Origin of the sequence: Streptomyces sp. NPDC013157, from assembly GCF_042899865.1 — a bacterium.
In the GTDB taxonomy this organism is placed as follows: domain Bacteria; phylum Actinomycetota; class Actinomycetes; order Streptomycetales; family Streptomycetaceae; genus Streptomyces.
This window is the reverse complement of the sequence record NZ_JBIBAK010000019.1, coordinates 81,897-101,988: the sequence shown is the minus strand read 5'-3', so window position 1 is coordinate 101,988 and position 20,092 is coordinate 81,897. Positions and strand designations below refer to the sequence as shown.

At 72.6% G+C, this 20,092-nt stretch carries 19 protein-coding genes; 9 read left to right on the top strand and 10 right to left on the bottom strand.

Annotated elements, in window-relative coordinates:
• Nucleotides 1-44 precede the first annotated feature (44 nt).
• From ACFY6U_RS41830 to rsmI, 7 genes are all read right to left on the bottom strand, one after another.
• A complete protein-coding gene (locus ACFY6U_RS41830; RefSeq protein WP_390046920.1) occupies nucleotides 45-1,331 on the bottom strand; it encodes a hypothetical protein in 1,287 nt (428 codons plus the stop codon).
• Nucleotides 1,332-1,552: 221 nt separating this feature from the next.
• The gene (locus ACFY6U_RS41825) at nucleotides 1,553-2,464 is read right to left on the bottom strand and encodes a 4-(cytidine 5'-diphospho)-2-C-methyl-D-erythritol kinase (protein WP_390046918.1); all 912 of its coding nucleotides are present in this window, start codon (nucleotides 2,462-2,464) and stop codon (nucleotides 1,553-1,555) included.
• On the bottom strand, nucleotides 2,461-3,330 hold the full coding sequence (rsmA, locus tag ACFY6U_RS41820) for a 16S rRNA (adenine(1518)-N(6)/adenine(1519)-N(6))-dimethyltransferase RsmA (RefSeq protein ID WP_390046916.1): 870 nt from the start codon (nucleotides 3,328-3,330) through the stop codon (nucleotides 2,461-2,463). The genes ACFY6U_RS41825 and rsmA overlap by 4 nt, the downstream gene beginning before the upstream one ends.
• 64 nt (nucleotides 3,331-3,394) lie before the next feature.
• Nucleotides 3,395-4,804, bottom strand: coding sequence for a ubiquitin-like domain-containing protein (locus ACFY6U_RS41815; protein WP_390046914.1), 1,410 nt, complete (start codon nucleotides 4,802-4,804; stop codon nucleotides 3,395-3,397).
• A gap of 157 nt (nucleotides 4,805-4,961) precedes the next feature.
• Nucleotides 4,962-5,864 carry a TatD family hydrolase gene (locus ACFY6U_RS41810; protein WP_390046912.1) on the bottom strand — a complete coding sequence of 301 codons (903 nt, stop codon included), beginning with the start codon at nucleotides 5,862-5,864 and terminating at the stop codon, nucleotides 4,962-4,964.
• Between the two features lie 53 nt (nucleotides 5,865-5,917).
• A complete protein-coding gene (locus tag ACFY6U_RS41805; protein ID WP_351488164.1) occupies nucleotides 5,918-6,352 on the bottom strand; it encodes a hypothetical protein in 435 nt (144 codons plus the stop codon).
• Nucleotides 6,353-6,814: 462 nt separating this feature from the next.
• Nucleotides 6,815-7,663, bottom strand: coding sequence for a 16S rRNA (cytidine(1402)-2'-O)-methyltransferase (gene rsmI, locus ACFY6U_RS41800; RefSeq protein ID WP_390046910.1), 849 nt, complete (start codon nucleotides 7,661-7,663; stop codon nucleotides 6,815-6,817).
• 129 nt (nucleotides 7,664-7,792) lie between these two features.
• On the opposite strand from rsmI, the gene ACFY6U_RS41795 reads away from it, so the two are divergent.
• The 3 genes from ACFY6U_RS41795 (at nucleotide 7,793) to ACFY6U_RS41785 (ending at nucleotide 13,123) form a co-directional block, all read left to right on the top strand.
• Nucleotides 7,793-9,583: a dolichyl-phosphate-mannose--protein mannosyltransferase gene (locus ACFY6U_RS41795; RefSeq protein WP_390046908.1), complete on the top strand. Its 1,791-nt coding sequence runs from the start codon at nucleotides 7,793-7,795 to the stop codon at nucleotides 9,581-9,583.
• A 156-nt stretch (nucleotides 9,584-9,739) separates the two neighbouring features.
• Nucleotides 9,740-11,350: a penicillin-binding transpeptidase domain-containing protein gene (locus tag ACFY6U_RS41790; RefSeq protein ID WP_390046906.1), complete on the top strand. Its 1,611-nt coding sequence runs from the start codon at nucleotides 9,740-9,742 to the stop codon at nucleotides 11,348-11,350.
• A gap of 102 nt (nucleotides 11,351-11,452) precedes the next feature.
• The gene (locus ACFY6U_RS41785; protein WP_390046904.1) at nucleotides 11,453-13,123 is read left to right on the top strand and encodes a penicillin-binding transpeptidase domain-containing protein; all 1,671 of its coding nucleotides are present in this window, start codon (nucleotides 11,453-11,455) and stop codon (nucleotides 13,121-13,123) included.
• A 150-nt stretch (nucleotides 13,124-13,273) separates the two neighbouring features.
• Here ACFY6U_RS41785 and ACFY6U_RS41780 read toward each other — a convergent pair whose 3' ends face one another.
• On the bottom strand, nucleotides 13,274-13,621 hold the full coding sequence (locus tag ACFY6U_RS41780; protein WP_293997421.1) for an SsgA family sporulation/cell division regulator: 348 nt from the start codon (nucleotides 13,619-13,621) through the stop codon (nucleotides 13,274-13,276).
• A gap of 176 nt (nucleotides 13,622-13,797) precedes the next feature.
• Between ACFY6U_RS41780 and ACFY6U_RS41775 the strand changes: the two genes are divergently transcribed.
• The 6 genes from ACFY6U_RS41775 (at nucleotide 13,798) to ACFY6U_RS41750 (ending at nucleotide 18,681) form a co-directional block, all read left to right on the top strand.
• Complete coding sequence (locus ACFY6U_RS41775) at nucleotides 13,798-14,832, top strand: energy-coupling factor ABC transporter permease (RefSeq protein WP_390046902.1); 1,035 nt, start codon at nucleotides 13,798-13,800, stop codon at nucleotides 14,830-14,832.
• Between the two features lies 1 nt (nucleotide 14,833).
• Nucleotides 14,834-15,595: a cobalt ECF transporter T component CbiQ gene (gene cbiQ / locus ACFY6U_RS41770; RefSeq protein WP_390046900.1), complete on the top strand. Its 762-nt coding sequence runs from the start codon at nucleotides 14,834-14,836 to the stop codon at nucleotides 15,593-15,595.
• On the top strand, nucleotides 15,583-16,347 hold the full coding sequence (locus ACFY6U_RS41765) for an energy-coupling factor ABC transporter ATP-binding protein (protein WP_390046898.1): 765 nt from the start codon (nucleotides 15,583-15,585) through the stop codon (nucleotides 16,345-16,347). Before cbiQ ends, ACFY6U_RS41765 begins: the two co-directional genes overlap by 13 nt.
• A 10-nt stretch (nucleotides 16,348-16,357) precedes the next feature.
• Nucleotides 16,358-16,831 (top strand): MarR family winged helix-turn-helix transcriptional regulator, encoded by a 474-nt coding sequence (locus ACFY6U_RS41760; protein ID WP_390046896.1) that lies wholly within the window; start codon nucleotides 16,358-16,360, stop codon nucleotides 16,829-16,831.
• A gap of 175 nt (nucleotides 16,832-17,006) precedes the next feature.
• A complete protein-coding gene (locus ACFY6U_RS41755; protein WP_293997707.1) occupies nucleotides 17,007-17,411 on the top strand; it encodes an organic hydroperoxide resistance protein in 405 nt (134 codons plus the stop codon).
• Between the two features lie 100 nt (nucleotides 17,412-17,511).
• Nucleotides 17,512-18,681 carry a serine hydrolase domain-containing protein gene (locus tag ACFY6U_RS41750; RefSeq protein WP_390046894.1) on the top strand — a complete coding sequence of 390 codons (1,170 nt, stop codon included), beginning with the start codon at nucleotides 17,512-17,514 and terminating at the stop codon, nucleotides 18,679-18,681.
• Nucleotides 18,682-18,713: 32 nt separating this feature from the next.
• Here ACFY6U_RS41750 and ACFY6U_RS41745 read toward each other — a convergent pair whose 3' ends face one another.
• A complete protein-coding gene (locus ACFY6U_RS41745; RefSeq protein WP_089102439.1) occupies nucleotides 18,714-18,989 on the bottom strand; it encodes a DUF1876 domain-containing protein in 276 nt (91 codons plus the stop codon).
• 105 nt (nucleotides 18,990-19,094) lie between these two features.
• Nucleotides 19,095-19,976: an NAD(P)-dependent oxidoreductase gene (locus ACFY6U_RS41740; RefSeq protein ID WP_390046893.1), complete on the bottom strand. Its 882-nt coding sequence runs from the start codon at nucleotides 19,974-19,976 to the stop codon at nucleotides 19,095-19,097.
• Nucleotides 19,977-20,092 lie beyond the last annotated feature (116 nt).

Below are 20,092 nucleotides of genomic sequence, written 5' to 3'. Positions count from 1 at the left end.
TCCTGCGCACGGGGGATGGATCGCCCATCCAGGGTAGTCGGAGGTCAGCCGTCGCTTTTCTGCTCCTCCTTCGGCTCCTCCTTCTGCTCCCCATGACGCCGCTGGTACCACCACACCGCGGTCAGCGGCAGGGTGTCGGGGGCCATGCCGGGCTCCAGGGGTCCGATGCGGTGCTCGGCCGCCACGCAGCGCGGGTCGTCGCGGAGGGCGAGCGCCGCGACCGCGTACGCGCGCGTGGGCTGCCGCTCGTCGTGCGTGAGCTCCACCAGCAGGTCCCCGATCTCCGGCTCGGGGCCTTGGTAGTGCCACAGCCAGAAACAGGTCCCCTCGCGTACCTCGGGGTCCGGGTCGCGGGCCAGGGCGAGCACCGCGGCCAGGCCCTCCGGGCGCAGCACGCCCTCGTCGCGGTCCAGCAGGCTGGGCACCCAGCCGCGGATCAGAGGGTCGGGGTGCGTGAGGTACGCCAGGCCGATGGCTTCGGTCTCCGGGCCGCTCGTCCACGTCAGCCCGTTGAGCAGGACGGCGAGCACGTCCGTGTCCGGCTCCCGCTCGGCCCAGGGGCGGAAGGCGAGGGCCCGGTCCTGAAGGGCGGGCTCGCGGCGCTGGGCGTCCTCGATGATCGTGCTCAGCATCACGTCCACGGCGAAGAGCCGGAGCAGCGGATCGGGGTCGCGGCCGAGCCGGGTGGCCTCGGCCCAGGTCTCGTCGTCCAGCCGCGCGCCCAGCGCCAGCACCGATGCCGTCCACACCGCGTGGTCGCGGTCCGGGCGGGTCAGGGCGCGCGCGAGCAGTTCGGCGAAGGGCGTGCGCAGCCGCAGCTTCGCCTCCAGGGCGGTGAGGAAGGCCGCGTGCCCATCGCCCAGCGTCAGCCCGCCGAGGGTGAGCCGCTCGTACCGGCAGCCGATGTCGTCCAGCCGCCGGGTCCGCCCGACGGGGCCCGGCAGGCCGGTCCGGCGCCGCAGTTCGGCCTCCGGGTCGAGGCCCGCCAGACGGCGGGCGTGGCCCAGCAGTTCCTCGCGCGGCGGCCCGGGGTAGAGGGCCACCTCGGGGAGGACGGCGCGGGTCAGGCCCGGCGATCCGTCTTCCATCGCCCGCAGCAGCGGAGTGGTGCCGTCGGGCAGCCGCCGCAGTGGGTCGGCTCCGCCCTGCACCAGGGCCTCGGCGACCGGCTGGTCGTCCGCCGAGATCGCCCGGCACAGCACCGGCAGACCCGTGCTCCCGTCGTCGGTGTCCGGGTCGGCGCCGGCGTCCAGCAGTTCCCGGACCTGCTCGGCGTCCCCGCGCCGTACGGCCGCGACGAGCCGGTCCGCGACCGCGTCCCCCGTGCCCATGTGTGCGCTCCCTCCCCGCCCGCCCACGTCGGAAGCGGAGCCTATGTGCTCCGCTGGGAGTGCCGCGACATGCCGTGTGTCGGCTGCTGCGCCGTCGTGGCTGGTCGCGCCCGCGCGGCGGCAGCCGCATATCGGATACGGCCCCGCGCCCCTTCGGGGCGCTGCCGAGCCCTGGCTTCGACGGACCAGCCGACAGGGCCTTCGCCGACCGCGCGGCCCTATTACGGCGCTGTGGGGGGGCGGGTCACCGTGGCGCCCGGTGCGGGGGCCGTTGCTGTGCGGATCGTGCGGCAGGTGTGGGAGGCTCGTAGGGCGTCGGCGATCTTCGTGGCCGCTTCCGGATCGCGCGCGAGGAAGGCCGTCGTGGGGCCCGAGCCCGAGACGAGGGCGGCGAGCGCGCCGGCCCCGCGTCCCGCGTCGAGGGTGTCCGCGAGCTCCGGGAAGAGGGACAGGGCAGCGGGCTGGAGGTCGTTGGAGACGGCGGCGGCCAGCGCGTCCGCGTCCCCCTTCGCCAGCGCCTGGAGCAGCTCCGCCGAAGCCACCGGCTCCGGGATGTCCCGCCCCTGCGCCAGCCGGTCGAACTCGCGGAAGACCGCCGGCGTCGACAGCCCCCGCTCCGCCATCGCGAACACCCAGTGGAAGGTGCCGCCGGTCTCCAGCACGGTCAGCTGCTCGCCCCGTCCGATGCCGAGAGCCGCCCCGCCGACCAGGCTGAACGGCACGTCGCTGCCCAGTTCGGCGCAGATGGCGAGGAGCTCGGCGCGGGAGGCGCCCGCGCGCCAGAGCTCGTTGCAGGCGAGCAGCGCGCCCGCCCCGTCCGCGCTCCCCCCGGCCATGCCGCCGGCGACGGGGATGTCCTTGGCGATGTGGATGTGCACGGCGGCTTCGATGCCCCGGCGCTCGGCGAGCGCGAGCGCGGCGCGCGCCGCGAGGTTCGTGCGGTCGAGGGGGACCTCGGCGGCGTCCGGGCCCTCGCAGGTGACGGTCAGCTCGTCGGCGGGCGTGACCGTGACCTCGTCATAGAGGCCGACGGCGAGGAAGACGTTGGCCAGGTCGTGGAAGCCGTCGGGGCGCGCGGCGCCCACCGCGAGCTGGACGTTGACCTTGGCGGGGACGCGTACCGTGACGCTCACTTACCGGACTCCTTGTGCTCGGCGATCCTCGCGAACTCTTCCACGGTCAGCGCCTCGCCACGGGCCTGCGGGGAGACCCCGGCGGCGACCAGCGCCGCCTCGGCGGCCGCCGCGGACCCGGCCCACCCGGCGAGCGCCGCCCGCAGGGTCTTGCGGCGCTGCGCGAACGCCGCGTCGACGACCGCGAAGACCTCGCGCCTCGAGGCCGTCGTCTTCAGCGGCTCCGCGCGCCGGACGAGGGAGACGAGCCCGCTGTCGACGTTGGGCGCGGGCCAGAAGACGTTGCGCCCGATGGCACCGGCGCGCTTCACCTCGGCGTACCAGTTGGCCTTGACGGACGGCACGCCGTACACCTTGTTGCCGGGTCCGGCGGCGAGCCGGTCGGCGACCTCGGACTGCACCATCACCAGCGTCCGCTCGATGCTCGGGAAGGTGTCGAGCATGTGGAGGAGGACGGGGACGGCGACGTTGTAGGGAAGGTTCGCGACGAGGGCGGTCGGCGGCGGTCCTGGCAGCTCGGTGACGTGCATCGCGTCGGAGTGGACCAGCGCGAACCGGTCCGCGCGCGCCGGCATGCGCGCCGTGATCGTCGCGGGCAGGGCGCCGGCCAGCACGTCGTCGATCTCGACGGCGGTGACCCGGTCGGCGACCTCCAGGAGCGCGAGCGTGAGGGACCCGAGCCCCGGGCCGACCTCCACGACGACGTCGTCCGGGCGGACCTCGGCGGTGCGGACGATACGGCGGACCGTGTTGGCGTCGATCACGAAGTTCTGGCCGCGCTGCTTGGTGGGGCGGACACCGAGCGCTGCCGCCAGCTCACGGATGTCGGCGGGGCCGAGGAGGGCGTCGGGGGTGGGGCTGCTCACGGGACAAGGGTACGGGCCCCGGGGGACGCCTCCGGCCGGTCACCCGTGCGGCCGCTTCCCCCGGTCACTTGTGCAGCCGCGCCCCGCAGTGCGGCCAGGGCGTGGAGCCGCGGCTCACGTAGAGCTTCTTCGCGCGGAACGTCTGCTCCTCCGCCGAGGCGTCCTGCGGGCGGCCGTTGCCGCCGAGGCTGTGCCAGGTGTGGGTGTCGAACTGGTACAGCCCGCCGTACGTCCCGGAGGGGTCTACCGCGTGCGCGCGGCCGCCGGACTCGCAGACGGCGAGACCGTGCCAGTTCAGGCCGTCGGCGCCGGTCACGGAGTCGGGGTGCGGCTTGGTCCCCACCTTGATCAGCTGGGTGCGCGGCCGGCGGACCACCTCGGACGTCTCGCGGCGCGCCTTCTGCCGGACTCCGTTGACGGACCGCAGGTAATAGGTCACACGGCGCAGCCCCGGCCGCCCGGCCTGCTCCACCACCTCGGTGCCGTTGAACAGCGTCGGGTCCGCCGTCCGCCGCACCTGGAACGGGATGGTCTCCTCGCGCACCTCCTTGCTGCCCGTGACGCGCAGCACCGTCACCGTCTGCCCGTCGCGCGGGAAGCCGGACTGGGACACGGAGGTGGTGTCCTGGCCGTGCAGGGTGATCCCGGCCTCCTCGACGGCCTCGCCGACGGTCGCGGCGTTGGTGCGGATGGTCCGGGTCCGGCCGTCCGCCAGGATCGTGACCGTGCGCTCGGTGCGTACGTCGAGCGCGAGCCCGGCGCGTCCGATGCTCTGGGAGCGCGAGGCCGACAGGTATGCGCCCTCGGCACGCACCCCGAGTTGCCTGAGCGCCCCGTCCACCGTGCGCGCCGTCGTCCACACCTCGCGCCGCTCGCCGTCCAGCGTGAGCCGTACGGGACGGCCGTAGCGCACCGCGACCTCGTCGCCGCTGGCCAGGGCCGTACCGGGGGCGGGCGCGACCACGTCGTGCGCCCCGAGCGGTACACCCTCCTCGGCCAGCAGGCCGGTCACGTCGTCCGCGAACGTGTGCAGGGTGCGCGGTCTGCCGTCGACGGTCAACTCGATCGCCTTGTCCTTGGCGAGGAACGCGGTGGTGCCGCCCGCGAGGAACGCGACGACGAGGGCCTGCGGCAGCAGGCGGCGCACGGCGGAGTCGGGGCGCCGGGAGTTCCGCGCCTTGCGCCGGCGTGCGGCGCGGCGCCCCGCGCCGGCACGCGCACCCGCGTCCCGCGCCTCCTCCGCCGCCCCGCGCTCGTCCTGCCGCGGCGGCACCTGCTCACCGACGTACGACCGCGCCGTCTGCGCCGCCTGCGCCGCGGCCTCGTAGGCCGGCTGGTACGTGTCGTCCCCGTACGCCGGGCCGTAGGCAAGCGTCTCGGCGTCGTGCACGCCGTACATCTTCTGCGCGCCGTGCACTCCGGGCGCGCCGTAGGGCTCGTACGCCCCAGACGTCTCGTACTGCGATGTGCTCACGCCGACACGCTCCAGAGGGCCAGAGGGGTCCGGATCGGGCCCCCAGAACCTAGCGGAGCTGTCGTCACTCTCCAAAGCGGCACGACTACCCACGGTCGCGACCAGACCGAAGGCGCGCCCTCGTGAACGTTATGCGCCAGTTATGATCGATGCACTCTCAGTAATCGAAGGCGCGGGCCGTGTTCGCGCCCAGGGCCGTCGCCAGCGCGTCCTCGTCGATGCCGCGCACGGCGGCCATCGCGCGCACCGTGACCGGAATGAGATACGGGGCGTTGGGCCGTCCGCGGTACGGCGCCGGGGTCAGGAAGGGCGCGTCGGTCTCCACGAGCAGCAGTTCCAGGGGGGCCACCGCCACCGCGTCGCGCAGGTTCTGGGCGTTCTTGAAGGTGACGTTGCCGGCGAAGGACATGAAGTAGCCCTCGCGGGCGCACTCCTCGGCCATCTCCGCGTCCCCGGAGTAGCAGTGGAACACCGTCCGCTCGGGGGCGCCCTCCTCCTTGAGGACGCGCAGGACGTCGGCGTGGGCGTCCCGGTCGTGGATGACGAGGGCCTTGCCGTGCCGCTTGGCGATCTCGATGTGGGCGCGGAAGGAGCGCTCCTGGGCCGCCTTGCCCTCGGGCCCGGTGCGGAAGTAGTCGAGCCCGGTCTCGCCGACGCCCTTCACCTGGGGCAGCCCGGCCAGCCGGTCGATCTCGGTGAGCGCCTCGTCGAGCGCGGCGTCGCCGCCGGGCACCCGCGCCCCCTGGCGGGACCAGCCGTCGGGATCCCCGTGGACGATCCGCGGGGCCTCGTTGGGATGCAGCGCGACGGTCGCATGGACGTTCGCGTGCGCGGCGGCGGTGTCGGCCGCCCACCGCGAGCCCTTGATGTCGCAGCCGACCTGGACGACGGTCGCGACCCCCACCGACGCGGCCTTCGCGAGACCCTCCTCGACCGTGCCGGACTGCATGTCGAGGTGCGTGTGGGAGTCGGCGACAGGCACCCGGAGGGGTTCCGGAAGCGGCGGCGCCGCGTTCTTGTCGGCCGTACGGGAGGCCGTACCAGGGGCGTTCGAAGGCATGCCCCGATCCTACGAAAGGGGCATGCCCGCCGGACCCACGCCCAGGGCCCGTATCAGCTCGCCTTGCGCTGGAAGGGATGCAGGAGATCCGACAGGTGCCAGTGGTGCGGCTCCTTGACCTCCGCGGAGGCCTCCGTCACCTCGGCCGGCCCGGTCTCCGCACCGGCCGGCCCGGCGGGACGGTCCTGCGCCGACGGCTGGTGCGACCGCTGCGCCGCGTTCCGCACCGACGACACCTGTCCCGCGCGCATGATCCGCAGGACCTGCCCGTCGCAGTTCTGGCACGAGGGCCTGCTCAGCGGTGACGGGACGACCCGGCCGTTCGCCACGTACCGGATGAACTCGTGGTTGTCGGCGTCGGTGTGGTGCTGTATCTCGTACGACTGCTCCCAGCCGTGCCCGCATCGCATGCAGGCGAAGGAATACGACTCGTGGACGACGGCTGTGGCCGCACCGCGGAGGCCGGTCTGCCCTGCGATCTCACTCATGCCAGCTCCTCTTGTCCGCTTGGACAAGCACGCACCCCCGGCGCGGGGATTCCCCCCGGAATCCCATGGGGGTGAGGGACGGGTGCGTCCCTGCTGACCAGTGGACGCCTTCACCGGCGCGAATGCGACAGGCCTGCCGAGTGTTGGAGGCGATTTGGATCCGGCTTGCCAAAGGGGCCTCGCCGCAGTGGGCTGGGCTTTGCGTTTCCCGCCCTTGCTTTACCGTCCCGTGGGGCGCGCGCTCAGAGGAGAAGCACCCCGCTCAGAGGACACATCACCGCAGGTCAGGGGCGCACGCTCAGCCGAGAAGCGGCTCGCTCAGAGATCAAGGAGCGCCCCCTTCGAAACCCCGGGCCCGAGGCGCCCCGTAAGGAGTGCGGGGAACTGTGCGACCAGCCGTCCACGAGCCGCGGACCGCTGCGCAGGAGCAACCACAACGGCGCTCCCGGAGAACACCGGCTCTCACTCAGCGGAGCGCTTCGCGGCAACCACGGCGTCGAAAACAACTCGCTTGGGAATCCCCGCGTCCACCGCCACCGCTGCGATCGCCTCCTTGCGGCGCTCCCCCGCCTCCTCCCGCACCCGCACGCGCCGCACCAGTTCCTCCGCGTCGAGTTCCTCCGGCCCCCGCTCGGGCGCGCCCTCGACGACGACGGTGATCTCGCCGCGCACCCCCTCGGCGGCCCACACCGCCAGCTCGGCCAGCGGACCGCGCCGCACCTCCTCGTACGTCTTGGTCAGCTCACGGCAGACGGCGGCCCGCCGATCGGCGCCGAAGACCTCGGCCATGGCGGCGAGGGTGTCGTCGAGGCGGTGCGGGGCCTCGAAGTACACGAGGGTGCGACGCTCCTCGGCGACCTCCTGGAGGCGCGAGCGGCGCTCGCCCGCCTTGCGCGGCAGGAACCCCTCGAAGCAGAACCGGTCGACGGGCAGCCCGGACAGCGCGAGCGCGGTGAGCACGGCGGACGGCCCCGGCACGGCCGTGACCCGGATCTCCTTCTCCACGGCGGCCGCGACCAGCCGGTAGCCGGGGTCGGAGACGGACGGCATCCCGGCGTCGGTCACGAGCAGCACGCGCGCGCCGCCGACGAGTTCCTCGACCAGCTCCGGTGTGCGGGCGGCCTCGTTGCCCTCGAAGTAGGACACCACGCGCCCCTTGGGCGTCACGCCCAGCGCCTGGGTGAGCCACCGCAGCCGCCGCGTGTCCTCGGCCGCGATCACGTCGGCGCCGGCCAGCTCCGCGGCGAGCCGGGGCGGCGCGTCCGCGACGTCGCCGATGGGGGTGCCTGCGAGGACAAGGGTTCCAGTCACGCCTCCATCCTCGCAGCCGCCACCGACAGCGCCGTCCCCGGCGGACACCCGGGGCGGTGAACGCAAAGGAACCCACCGCGAAGCCTCATTGCACGGGACTCACACAGAACGGTTCCCTACGATGGCGCGGTGACCAGTACCGCGTCCTCCACGGACACCCGGCAGGGCCAGGCAGCGCTCGACGAGCGGCCGACGTGGCAGCAGCGGCTGCGCCGGTTCGGCTACCCGGCGAGCCCGGCGCACACGGCGCACGGCCCCGGTGACAGAGGCGCCGCCGGGTCCGGCGCGCCCACCGATGTCGTCGACCGCCTGGTGCCGCCGTACGCGGAGCCCGGCTCCCGGCTGTGGCTCGCCCTGGGGGTGCCCCCGGTGCTCGCCGAGCGGATCACGCGCTGGTCGGGCTGGGGCGGTCCGCTGTTGGTGACGCTGATGGCGGGCCTGCTGCGGTTCTGGAACCTGGGCAGTCCCAAGGCGGTGATATTCGACGAGACGTACTACGCGAAGGACGCGTGGGCGCTCGTCCACCGCGGTTTCGAGGTCAACTGGGACAAGAACGCCAACGACCTGATCCTGCAGAAGGCCGGTCACGTCGGCATCCCGGTGGACGCGGCGTACGTCGTGCACCCGCCGGTCGGCAAGTACGTCATCGGGCTCGGGGAGCTGGTCTTCGGCTTCAACCCGTTCGGCTGGCGGTTCATGACGGCGCTGCTCGGCACGCTCAGCGTGCTGCTGCTGTGCCGGATCGGGCGCCGGATGTTCCGGTCCACCTTCCTGGGCTGCCTGGCGGGCGGGCTGATGGCGGTGGACGGGCTGCACTTCGTGATGAGCCGCACCTCGCTGCTCGACGGGGTGCTGATGTTCTTCGTGCTGGCCGCGTTCGGCTGCCTGGTCATCGACCGGGACAGGGCGCGGGCGAAGCTGGCGGCCGCGCTGCCGGTGGACGCGGACGGCCGGGTCCGCCCGGACGCGCGCGTGGCCGACGGCTTCCGCTTCGGGTGGCGGCCCTGGCGCTGGGCCGCGGGCGTGCTGCTGGGCCTCGCGATCGGCACCAAGTGGAACGGCCTCTACATCCTGGCCGCGTTCTGCCTGATGGCGCTGTTGTGGGACGTCGGCGCCCGCAAGGTGGCCGGTGCCCGGCACCCGTACAAGGCGGTCCTGGCGCACGACACGGGGATCACGTTCCTGGCGACGGTCCCGGTGGCGATCGCCGTCTACCTGACCTCCTGGATCGGCTGGATCCTCTCCCCCACCGACGGCACCGGCGGCTACTTCCGCAACTGGGCGGCCACCGACGGCAAGGGCGGAAGCTGGACGTTCCTGCCGGACTGGCTGCGCAGCCTGTGGCACTACGAGCACGAGGTGTACCTGTTCCACGTCGGCCTGTCGTCTCCGCACACGTACATGTCGAACCCGTGGTCCTGGCTGGTGCTGGGCCGCCCGGTGTCGTACTACTACGAGTCGCCGTCCCCGGGCGTGGACGGCTGCCCGTCGGACGCCGGCCAGAAGTGCGCCCGCGAAGTGCTCGCGATCGGCACCCCGCTGCTGTGGTGGGCGGCCTGCTTCGCGATCGCCTACATCCTGTGGCGGTGGGCGTTCCGCCGCGACTGGCGGGCCGGTGCCATCGCGTGCGGCATCGCGGCCGGTTACCTGCCCTGGTTCATGTACCAGGAGCGCACGATCTTCCTCTTCTACGCCGTCGTCTTCGTGCCGTTCCTGTGTCTCGCGGTGGCCATGATGATCGGCGCGATCATCGGCCCGCCGGGCTCCAGTGACACCCGCCGCCTGGTCGGCGCGTCGAGCGCGGGCGTCCTGGTGTTGCTGATCGCCTGGAACTTCATCTACTTCTGGCCGCTGTACACGGGCACGGCGATCCCCATCGACTCCTGGCGTTCACGTATGTGGCTCGACACCTGGGTGTGAGCCACATCCCTGATCTCTGTTGGGCCACCAGTTCGGCCAACAATCGGTCAACACCTGTCACAGGGTCCCCACAACGACCTAGAGTGCGACCCACAATCAGCTTTTGAACGCGTTCACAAAATGCGGCAAAAGCTCACGGGGAGGGACTTTCGCACCATGCGCAAGGGGGTCAAGGGCGCCCTGATCGGCGGCGTCTGCGCAGCCGTGCTGGGCGGGGGCGGGTACGGCGCCTACAACGTCCTGTCGGCATTGCACGGTGACGGCACACCGGCCGTGCGGACCGGGCCGCCGACGAAGGACGAGGTCGAGGACGCGTCGCAGAAGTTCTTCACGGCCTGGGAGAAGGGCCAGTCGGCGACCGCGGCGTCGCTCACGAACGACTCCGCCGACGCCGAACCGGTACTCACCTCGTTCAGCGACGTGGCGCACATCAAGGACGTGCACATCACGCCCGGCAAGGCGACCGGCGCCACCGTCCCGTACAGCGTGAAGGCGACCGTGTCCTACGGCGGGCAGTCGAAGCCGCTCGCCTACAAGAGCCGCCTGACGATCGTGCGCGGCGAGACCACGCATCGCGCCCTGGTCGACTGGGACCCGTCGGTGGTCCACCCGGAGCTGAAGCGCGGCGACACCCTGTCCACCGGCGAGGCGGCCAGCCCGCCCATCGAGGCCGTGGACCGCAACGGCACGGTCCTCACGAAGGACAAGTACCCGTCCCTGGGCCCGATCCTGGACGAGCTGCGCAGCCGGTACGGCGACAAGGCGGGCGGCACCCCGGGCGTGGAGCTGGTCATCCAGCACGCGTCCCAGGAGTCCGCCGACACCACCCTGCTGACCCTCAAGGAGGGCAGGGCGGGCAAGCTGCGGACGACGCTCGACGCGCGCGTGCAGGCCGCCGCCGAGACCGCGGTGACGAAGTACGCCGAGTCCTCGGTGGTGGCCGTCAAGCCCAGCACCGGCGAGGTGCTGGCGGTCGCCAACCACCGCGAGGACGGCTTCAACGCGGCCTTCCTCGGCGAGCTGGCGCCCGGCTCCACCATGAAGATCATCAGCGCGGCCACCCTCATCGACACCGGCCTGACCACGGCGACCGGCCCGGCGCCCTGCCCGCCGACCGCGACCTGGCAGAGCCAGACCTTCAGCAACCTCAAGGGACTCCAGCCGGACGAGAAGGCCACCCTCTCGGACAGCTTCGCGCGCTCCTGCAACACGGCGTTCGTGAAGTACGCGGACTCCGTCCAGGTCGACTCGCTGACCAAGGAGGCCGAGGACCGGTTCGGGCTCGGGAAGAACAACTGGAAGGTGGGCATCCCGAGTTTCGACGGCCGGGTCCCCGCCTCCGGCGGCCCTGACACCGCGGCCAACCTGATCGGCCAGGGCCAGGTGCAGATGTCCCCGCTGAACATGGCGTCGGTGGCGGCGACCGCGATGACCGGTACCTTCCGGCAGCCGGTGCTCGTCTCGCAGAAGCTGGACGGCCGTGAACTGGCCACCGCGAAGGGTCTGTCGCCCGCCACGGTCGGCCAGCTGCGCGCGATGATGAACCGCACCGCGACCAGCGGCACCGCCGCCGGTGTGATGCGCGGGCTGAGCGGCAGCATCGGCGCCAAGACGGGTTCGGCGGAGGTCGACGGCCAGACCAAGTCGAACAGCTGGTTCGCCGGCTACCGCAACGACGTGGCGGCCGCGGCCATGACCCAGGACGGCGGCCACGGCATCGACGCGGCCGGTCCGATTGTCGCAAGCGTGCTACGGATCGGAGGCTGACGTCACCCCCACAGGCCGGGACTCTAGGCTGGTGTCGTCGTTGGGGAGCGTGAGGGCTACGGGGCGGCGGGGACCCTGGGGAATGCGCGGAGGAACTGACCAGTGGGCAAGAGAAGGCGCGTCGCCGAGCGACGGAAGCACAGACCCGCCGTCATCGGCGGGGTGATCGCCGTCGTCGTCGGCGGCGTGGGCTTCGGCCTCTACGCGCTCTACGACGGCGGGGCCGCCGACGCGTCGACGGCGAAGACGGCCGACCACAAGCCCGTCAAGACCGGCCCGCTGTCCGCCACCGAGGTGCGGACGACGGCGCGCACCTTCCTGTCGTCCTGGCAGCAGGGCAAGGTCACGCAGGCCGCCGCCGTCACGGACGACAGCAAGGCCTGCATCAAGCTCCTCACCGGCTATGCCAAGGACGCCCACGTCACGGGCGTCACCCTCACCGAGGGCACCCGCACCGGCGACAAGGTCCCGTTCTCCGTCAAGGCGACCGTGTCGTACAAGGGCGTCAGCAAGCCCCTGTCGTACGACTCCGCGTTCAAGGTGATCCGCCGGACCAGCGACGGCAAGCCGGTGGTGAACTGGCACGCCGCGGTCGTCCACCCGGACCTCGCGGACGGCGACACCCTGGTCACCGGCGAGTCCGGCACCCCGCCGATCAAGGCCCTGGACCGCGACGGCGGGGAGATCACCACCGCCAAGTACCCGTCGCTGGGCTCGGTCCTCGACGGGCTGCGGGAGAAGTTCGGCAAGAAGGCCGGCGGCAAGGCGGGCGTCGAACTGCGCGTGGTGCGCGGCGCGGCGTCCGAGAAGGCCAAGCTGTCCGACAAGACGCTCCTGGAGCTCAGCAAGGGCACGCCGGGCACCGTGAAGACCACGCTCAGCCCGACCCTGCAGGCGGCCGCCGAGAAGCAGGTCATGACGCAGAAGAACGCCTCGGTCGTGATGATGCGCCCGTCGACCGGCGAGGTCCTCGCCGTCGCCAACTCCAGCCACGGCTTCAACGTGGCCTTCCAGGGCTCCCTTGCGCCCGGCTCCACGATGAAGATCGTCACGTCGACCATGCTGTTCGAGAAGGGGCTCATCACCCCGGACGCCTCGCACCCCTGCCCGAAGACGTACAAGCTCGCCGGGTGGACGTTCCACAACGACGACGACTCCGAGATCAAGAAGGGCACGTTCAAGCTGAGCTTCGGCGCCTCCTGCAACAACGCCTTCATCGACTTCGCGCCCAAGCTCTCCAACAGCGACCTGACCACCGAGGCCCAGCAGGTCTACGGCCTCGGCATGAACAACTGGGCCATCGGCGTCCCGACCTTCGACGGTTCGGTCCCGGTGCAGAGCGGCGCGCAGATGGGCGCCTCGCTGATCGGGCAGGGCGGGGTGCGCATGAACCCGCTGAACATGGCGTCGGTGTCGGCCACGGTGGACACCGGCTCCTTCCATCAGCCTTACCTGGTCGCCCCGAGCGTCGACAACCGGACGATCGCGAAGGCCTCGCGCACGATGTCGTCGAAGACGCAGTCGCAGCTGAAGGAGGTCATGCAGTACACGGCGGCGTACGGTACGGCGGCCAAGGCGATGTCGGGACTGAGTTCGAGCTGCGGCGCCAAGACCGGCTCGGCCGAGGTCGACGGCCAGAAGAAGCCGAACGGCTGGTTCACCGCGTACTGCGGGGACTTCGCCGCGGCGGGCGTGGTCCAGGCGGGCGGGCACGGCGGCGACACGGCCGGACCGATCGTGGCGGCACTGCTGAAGCTCGGAGCGTCGCTCTAAGCGGGTCCGACGGCAGCGCCCCTCGGGGCGCTGGGGGTACCCCCGGCCGAAGGCTGGGGGAGGAACCGTGCGACCAGCCACGACGGCCGCGCAGTCGGCAGACGGCTATCGCGGCACATCCGGCGCAGCGCCCAGCGCCGCAGGGTCGCTTCATCCGGCCACGGGAGTGGCCATGTACGTCCGCCGGAGGAACCGCAGCAGCGCCTTCGACTCGAACTGCACCACCGACGTGCCGTGGTCGGAGTGGAACTCCACCACGGCCTGGACCCGCCCGAGCGGCCACACGCGTACGTCTCCGCTCTCCGCGGGCGCCCTGAGGCCTTGTTCCAGCAGCGAGCGCGAGAACGTCCACTCGTCCGTGCCGGGCAGGCCGACCTGTACCGACCGCGGGTCGGCGTCGGGGTCGTAGCGCAGGACGACGGGGACCGCGGGCGGCTCGTCCCGCGCGTCCTCGTCCGTGACGATGTGGGCTCGCGCATACTGCTCGACTACAGACATCGGACTGCCCTTTACGCTCCGTGATCCGCGCGAAAGTTGTGCATCCGCTTTCTTATCCAATGTCGCACATTTTCCGTTTTGCGCTTGACGGGGTCGCCGCACCTCGCGCGCGATTCCGGATGTGACGACCTTCTCGCTCTTGCAAAAGCTTCGCAATAGGACCCTAAAATCGAACCGTGCATGTACCTGACGGATTCATCGACGCCCCCACCTCCGCGGTCACGGCCGTGGTCGCGGCCGGTGCCCTCGCGGTCGGCCTGCGCGGGGCCCGCCGTGAGCTCGACGAGCGCACCGCGCCGCTGGCCGGCCTGGTGGCGGCGTACATCTTTGCCGTACAGATGCTCAACTTCCCCGTCGCGGCCGGAACAAGCGGCCATCTGCTGGGCGGGGCGCTCGCCGCGATACTCGTCGGCCCCTACACGGGCGTCCTGTGCGTGTCCGTGGTCCTCCTCATGCAGGGCATCCTGTTCGCGGACGGCGGGCTGAGCGCGCTCGGCGTCAACATCACCGACATGGCGATCGTCACGACGGTGGTCGCCCACGCCGTCTTCCGCGGCCTGCTGAAGGTCCTGCCCCGCAGCCGGCGCTCGGTCACCGGCGCCGCCTTCGTCGCCGCCCTGCTCTCCGTACCCGCCGCCGCCGTCGCCTTCACGCTCCTCTACGCGGTCGGCGGCACCACCGACGTCGCCATCGGCAAGGTGGCCGGCGCCATGATCGGCGTGCACGTCCTCATCGGCGTCGGCGAGGCCGCGATCACCGCGCTCACGGTCGGCGCGGTCATCGCCGTACGCCCCGACCTGGTGTACGGGGCGCGCGGGCTGCGGCAGGGGCTGAAGCTGCGCGTGAACGGCGTCCTGGTGGACGTGCCGGAGCCGACCGCGCCCGTTGCGGCGCGCACCTCCCGCCGCGCGCTGTGGATCAGCGGTCTGGCGGCCTCCCTGGTGCTCGCCGGGTTCGTCAGCCACTGCGCGTCCGCCAGCCCCGACGGCCTGGAGAAGGTCGCCCACGACCACGGCATCGACACGAAGACGAAGGAGCACGCCTCGGCCGGCTCCCCGCTCGCCGACTACGGCGTCGAGGACGTCTCGGACGCCCGGCTCTCCGGCGGCCTCGCGGGCGTCATCGGGGTCGGTACGACCGTGGTCGCGGGCAGCGCCGTGTTCTGGGCGGTGCGCAGGCGCCGTACCGGCGCCCCTGCGGAGGTGCGCTGACGTGGGTGCCGGGCACGTGCACCGGCTCTACCGGCACGCCCACTCGCGCGTGCACGCCCTCCCGCCGCACACCAAGCTCGCCGCCGCCCTCGCCTTCGTGGTCGTCGTGGTCTCGACCCCGCGCACGGCGATGTGGGCGTTCGCGCTGTACGCCGTGCTGATCGCGGTCGTCGCGCGCCACGCGCGCGTGCCCGCCGGCTTCCTGCTGAAGCGGCTGCTGATCGAGGTGCCGTTCGTCGCCTTCGCGGTCCTGATGCCGTTCGTCGCGGAGGGCCGGCAGGTCGGCGTGCTGGGCCTCTCGCTCAGCGTGAACGGTCTGTGGGGCGCCTGGAACGTGCTGGTGAAAGGGACGCTGGGCGTCGCCGCCTCCGTCCTCCTGGCGGCCACCACGGAGCTGCGCGAGCTGCTCCTCGGCCTGGAGCGGCTGAAGCTGCCGCCGCTGCTCGTCCAGATCGCCTCCTTCATGATCCGCTACGGCGACGTCATCACCGACGAGATGCGCCGGATGCGGATCGCCCGTCGGTCGCGCGGCTTCGAGGCGCGGGGCGTACGCCACTGGGGCGTGCTCGCGAAGTCCGCGGGCGCGCTGTTCATCCGCTCCTACGAACGCGGGGAGCGCGTCCACCTGGCCATGGTGAGCCGGGGGTACTCCGGTTCGATGCCGGTCGTCGACGAGGTGACCGCGTCCCGGGCCGAGTGGTCGTACGCCCTCGCGCTGCCGCTGTCCGCCCTTGTCGTCTGCCTGTTGGGATGGGCCCTGTGACCGCTGTTCCCGCCTCCGCTCCCGCCTCCCTGGAGGTCTCCGGCCTCGCCTACGCCTACCCCGACGGGCACCAGGCGCTGTTCGGCGTGGACTTCTCCGTCGCACGCGGCGAACGGGTCGCGCTGCTCGGGCCGAACGGCGCCGGGAAGACCACCCTCGTGCTGCACCTCAACGGCATCCTGGGCGGCGGCACGGGCACGGTGACGGTGGCCGGACTGCCCGTCGGCAGGCGGCACATGGCGGAGATCAGGCGCCGGGTCGGCATCGTCTTCCAGGACCCGGACGACCAGCTGTTCATGCCGACGGTCCGCGAGGACGTGGCGTTCGGGCCGGCGGTGGCCGGGCTGAAGGGCGCGAAGCTGGAGGCACGCGTGCGTACCGCCCTGGACCGGGTCGGCATGGCCGGCTTCGCCGAACGCCCGCCGCACCACCTGTCCTTCGGGCAGCGCCGCCGGGTGGCGGTGGCGACCGTCCTCGCCATGGAACCGGAGATCCTCGTCCTGGACGAGCCCTCCTCCAACCTCGACCCGGCCTCCCGGCGCGAACTCGCCGACATCCTGCGCTCCTTGGACGTGACGGTCCTGATGGTCACCCACGACCTCCCATACGCCCTGGAGCTGTGCCCGCGCTCCCTGGTGCTCAGCGACGGCACGATCGCCGCCGACGGGCCCACCGCCGAACTCCTGGCCGACGAGGAACTGATGCGCGCCCACCGCCTTGAACTGCCCTTCGGGTTCGTCCCGCGTCCGTGACAATGGGGGCGTGACGCATCAAGAGGACGCCGGGACCCCTGTGGGGCCGCCGCGGCTGGACGACCAGCTGTGCTTCGCGCTGTACGCCGCGCAGCGCGCCGTGACCGCCGCCTACCGCCCGCTCCTCGACGAACTCGGGCTCACCTACCCGCAGTACCTCGTACTGCTCGTCCTGTGGGAGCGGGGCGAGACCACGGTGAAGGAACTGGCGGAGGCGCTCCGGCTCGACTACGGCACGGTGTCGCCGCTGCTGAAGCGGCTGGAGGGGGCGGGGCTGGTACGCAGGGAGCGCTCGGAGCGGGACGAGCGCTCGGTGCTCGTCGCGTGCACCGGGCGCGCGGAGGAACTACGGGAGCGCGCGGCGCGCATCCCCGGCGCCCTGCTCACGACGACGGGACTCGGCGGGGCCGACGTGGCCCGGCTGCGCGAGGAGCTGCGGGACCTCGCGGAGCGGGCGGGCCGGGCGGCCGTGCGGCCGTTGTAGCCGTCGGGTGTTACCCACGGTTTCCACCCCCCTGGTGGCCGCAGGGCTTCCTACCGGTCGGTACCTTGTGCACGATGTGCTTGCACACTTCTGTGTTGCCCACCACCGTTTCCGCCCTGGGGGAGGTCCCGCCGTGATCGAAGGCGCCACCGTCGACTCTCGTCCGACGAAGATCATGTATGTCGCCGAGGCGACCGCGCACGGCGGCCGGAACGGGTATGTGAGCAGTCAGGACGGCCAGATCGACCTCAAGGTCGCGATGCCGCCGGAGCTGGGCGGGGACGGCAACGGCACCAACCCGGAGCAGCTGTTCGCGGCGGGCTACAGCGCCTGCTTCCACAACGCGCTGATCCTCGTCGGCAACCGCGCGGGCTACGACCTGACCGGCTCCACGGTCGCCGCGAAGGTGGGCATCGGCCCCAACAAGCAGCGCGGCTACGGCCTCGCGGTCGCGCTCAGCGTCTCGCTCCCGGTGCTGGACGCGGACATCGCGGCGAAGCTGGTGGACGCCGCCCACGAGGTCTGCCCGTACTCGAACGCCACGCGCGGGAACATCGAGGTGACGATCGTGCTCGGCTGACCCCGGGCACGTGCCGCAGACCACGTCGTACCGAGGAATCCGGGGCCCCGCGGCCATGTTCCACTCACTGTCACCGGCGAGTGGGTGGAGGGATCCGGACGTGGACGTGCACGGCACTGTGGCGGTGGGCTTCGAGCCGGTCAGGGACGCGTTCGCGGGCAACTTCGAGCGGCTCGGGGACCGGGGCGCGGCGGTGGCCGTGTACCGGGACGGGCACCGGATCGTCGACCTGTGGGGCGGTGCCCGGGACTTCGACGGGGACGCCGGCAAGGCGCCCTGGGAGCACGGCACCGCCCAGGTCGTGCGCTCGGCGACCAAGGGCGTCGCCGCCGCCGTCCTGCTGCTCCTGCACCAGCGCGGGGAGCTGGACCTGGACGCGCCGGTGGGTGACCACTGGCCGGAGTACAAGGCGGCCGGCAAGGAGCGGACGCTGGTGCGGCAGCTGCTCGCGCACCGCGCGGGCGTGCCGGTGCTGGACCGGCCGCTCACGCCCGCGGAGGCCGCCGACCCCGACCTCGGCGCGGCCGCCGTGGCGGCGCAGGCGCCGGTGTGGGAGCCGGGCACCGACCACGGCTACCACGCGCAGACGTACAGCTGGCTGACCGGCGAGCTGGTGCGGCGGGTGACCGGGCGGACCGTCGGCGAGTGGATCGCGGACGAGATCGCCGGGCCGATCGGCGCCGGGCTGTGGCTCGGGCTGCCCGATGCGGAACGGGCGCGCGTGGGGCGCGTCGGGCCGGTACCGGCGCCGGAGACCGCGGGTGCGCTGCGGACCCGGCCCAAGCGGGCCGTCTCCGAGGCGTACGCCGACCCCGGCTCGCTGACCCGCCGGGCGTTCGGCGCGATCAGCCCGCTCCCGGACGAGAACGACCCCGCCTACCGCGCGGCCGCCCTGCCCGCCTCCAACGGCATCGCCACCGCCGACGGCCTGGCCCGCTTCTACGCCTCCCTGATCGGCGAGGTCGACGGCGGCAGGCGGCTGTTCACGCCGGAGACCGTGGAGCTGGCCCGAGCCGAGCAGTCCGCCGGTCCCGACCGGGTGCTGGTGGTCGCCACCCGCTTCGGGCTCGGCTACATGCTGCACGGCAGCGCGTCCCCGCTGCTCTCCCCCGGCTCCTTCGGCCACCCGGGCCGCGGCGGCGCGCTCGCCTTCGCGGACCCCGAGTCGGGCATCGCCTTCGGCTACGTCACCAACGGCTTCCGCAAGAGCGTGACGGCGGACCCGCGGGCGCAGGCGCTGGTGCGCGCGGTGCGCACGGCGCTGTCGTAACCACCGCACGCACCCGCGCTCCCGCCTGCCGCTCACACGTTGATCGGGTGCGAGTGCCGCCCCGACAGTGCGTCGATCTCGCCGTGCGCCTTGGACAGCAACTGCATGGCCAGTTCGTTCAGGGCGCGGGCGCCGGCGATCTCCTCGCCGACTCTGGGCTGGTTGCTGTCGGACTCGTGCCGGCTCGCGTGGCCGTGCGCCCGTACCTCGGTGCCGTCGGGCAGGCGTACCAGGGCCACCGCGCGCGTGTGCGTGTCGTCCTCCAGGAACTCCATCTCGACATGCCATCCCACAGCGGTTTTCATCATGTTCATCACGGGACCACCTCCGGAATCACTGCTTCCAGGGTGCTCCCTCGGGGCCCGGCCCGTCACGTCGGCCCGGGCCCCGAGGCCTGCTGCCGAGGACCCGGGCTACTTGTCCTCGAAGCTGGCGAAGTACGCGGCGGCCATGTCCTCGTCGGCGTGCCCCTGGGCGGCGGCGCGGGCGAAGCGTTCGGCGGCCGCCCGGGCGACGTCCAGGCGCACGCCGTGGCTCTCGCCGGCGTCGACGATCAGCCGGGCGTCCTTCCCGGCCGTGTCCACCGCGAACGACGGCGGGGTCAGCCCGCCGTCGAGGATCAGCCCGGCCTTGGCCCGCAGGTAGCCCATGTCGAGGGGGCCGCCCGCGATCAGGTCGAAGAAGCGCTGCGGGTCCACGCCGAGCCCCTGGGCCAGCGCGACCACCTCGCCGGTCGCCGCGGTGGCCGCGAGGACCCAGCTGTTGGCGACCAGCTTCAGCCGGGTCGCGGCGGCCGTCGACCCGTCGTCGCCGGTCCACACCGTGCGGGCGCCGATCGCGTCGAAGACGGGCGTGACCTTCTCCCGGTCCTGCTCCGGCCCCGCGGCCAGGACGGTGAGCTGTCCGGCCTCGGCGGGCTGGCGGGTGCCGAGGACCGGGGCGTCGTAGAAGACCAGGCCGTGCTCGGCGGCGAACGCGGCCAGTGCGGGGATCTGGTCGAGGCCCGCGGTGGTCGACTGGACCCAGACGGCTCCGGGCCGCAGCGACCCGGCCGCCTCCCGCAGGGTCTCCAGAGCGGTCGCGCCGTCGTACAGCATGGTCAGGACGACGTCGGCGCCCTCGACGGCCTCGGCCGGTGTGCCGGTGACCTGGGCGCCGTCGGCCGCGAGGGGCTCCGCCTTGGCGCGGGTGCGGTTCCACACCCGGACGGTGTGCCCGGCCTTCAGGAGGTTGCGGGCCATCGCGGCGCCCATGATGCCGGTGCCCAGCATGCCCACGGTCGGCTTGTCGGTCATGACGTCTCCCTGTCTCCGTACGGTGCGCAGCCAGCTTGACGTACCGCGGGCCGGCCGGCGCGCGGCATCCAGGTATCCCGGCGGCGCGCCGGAAAACGCCGGGGACCCCGGCCCTC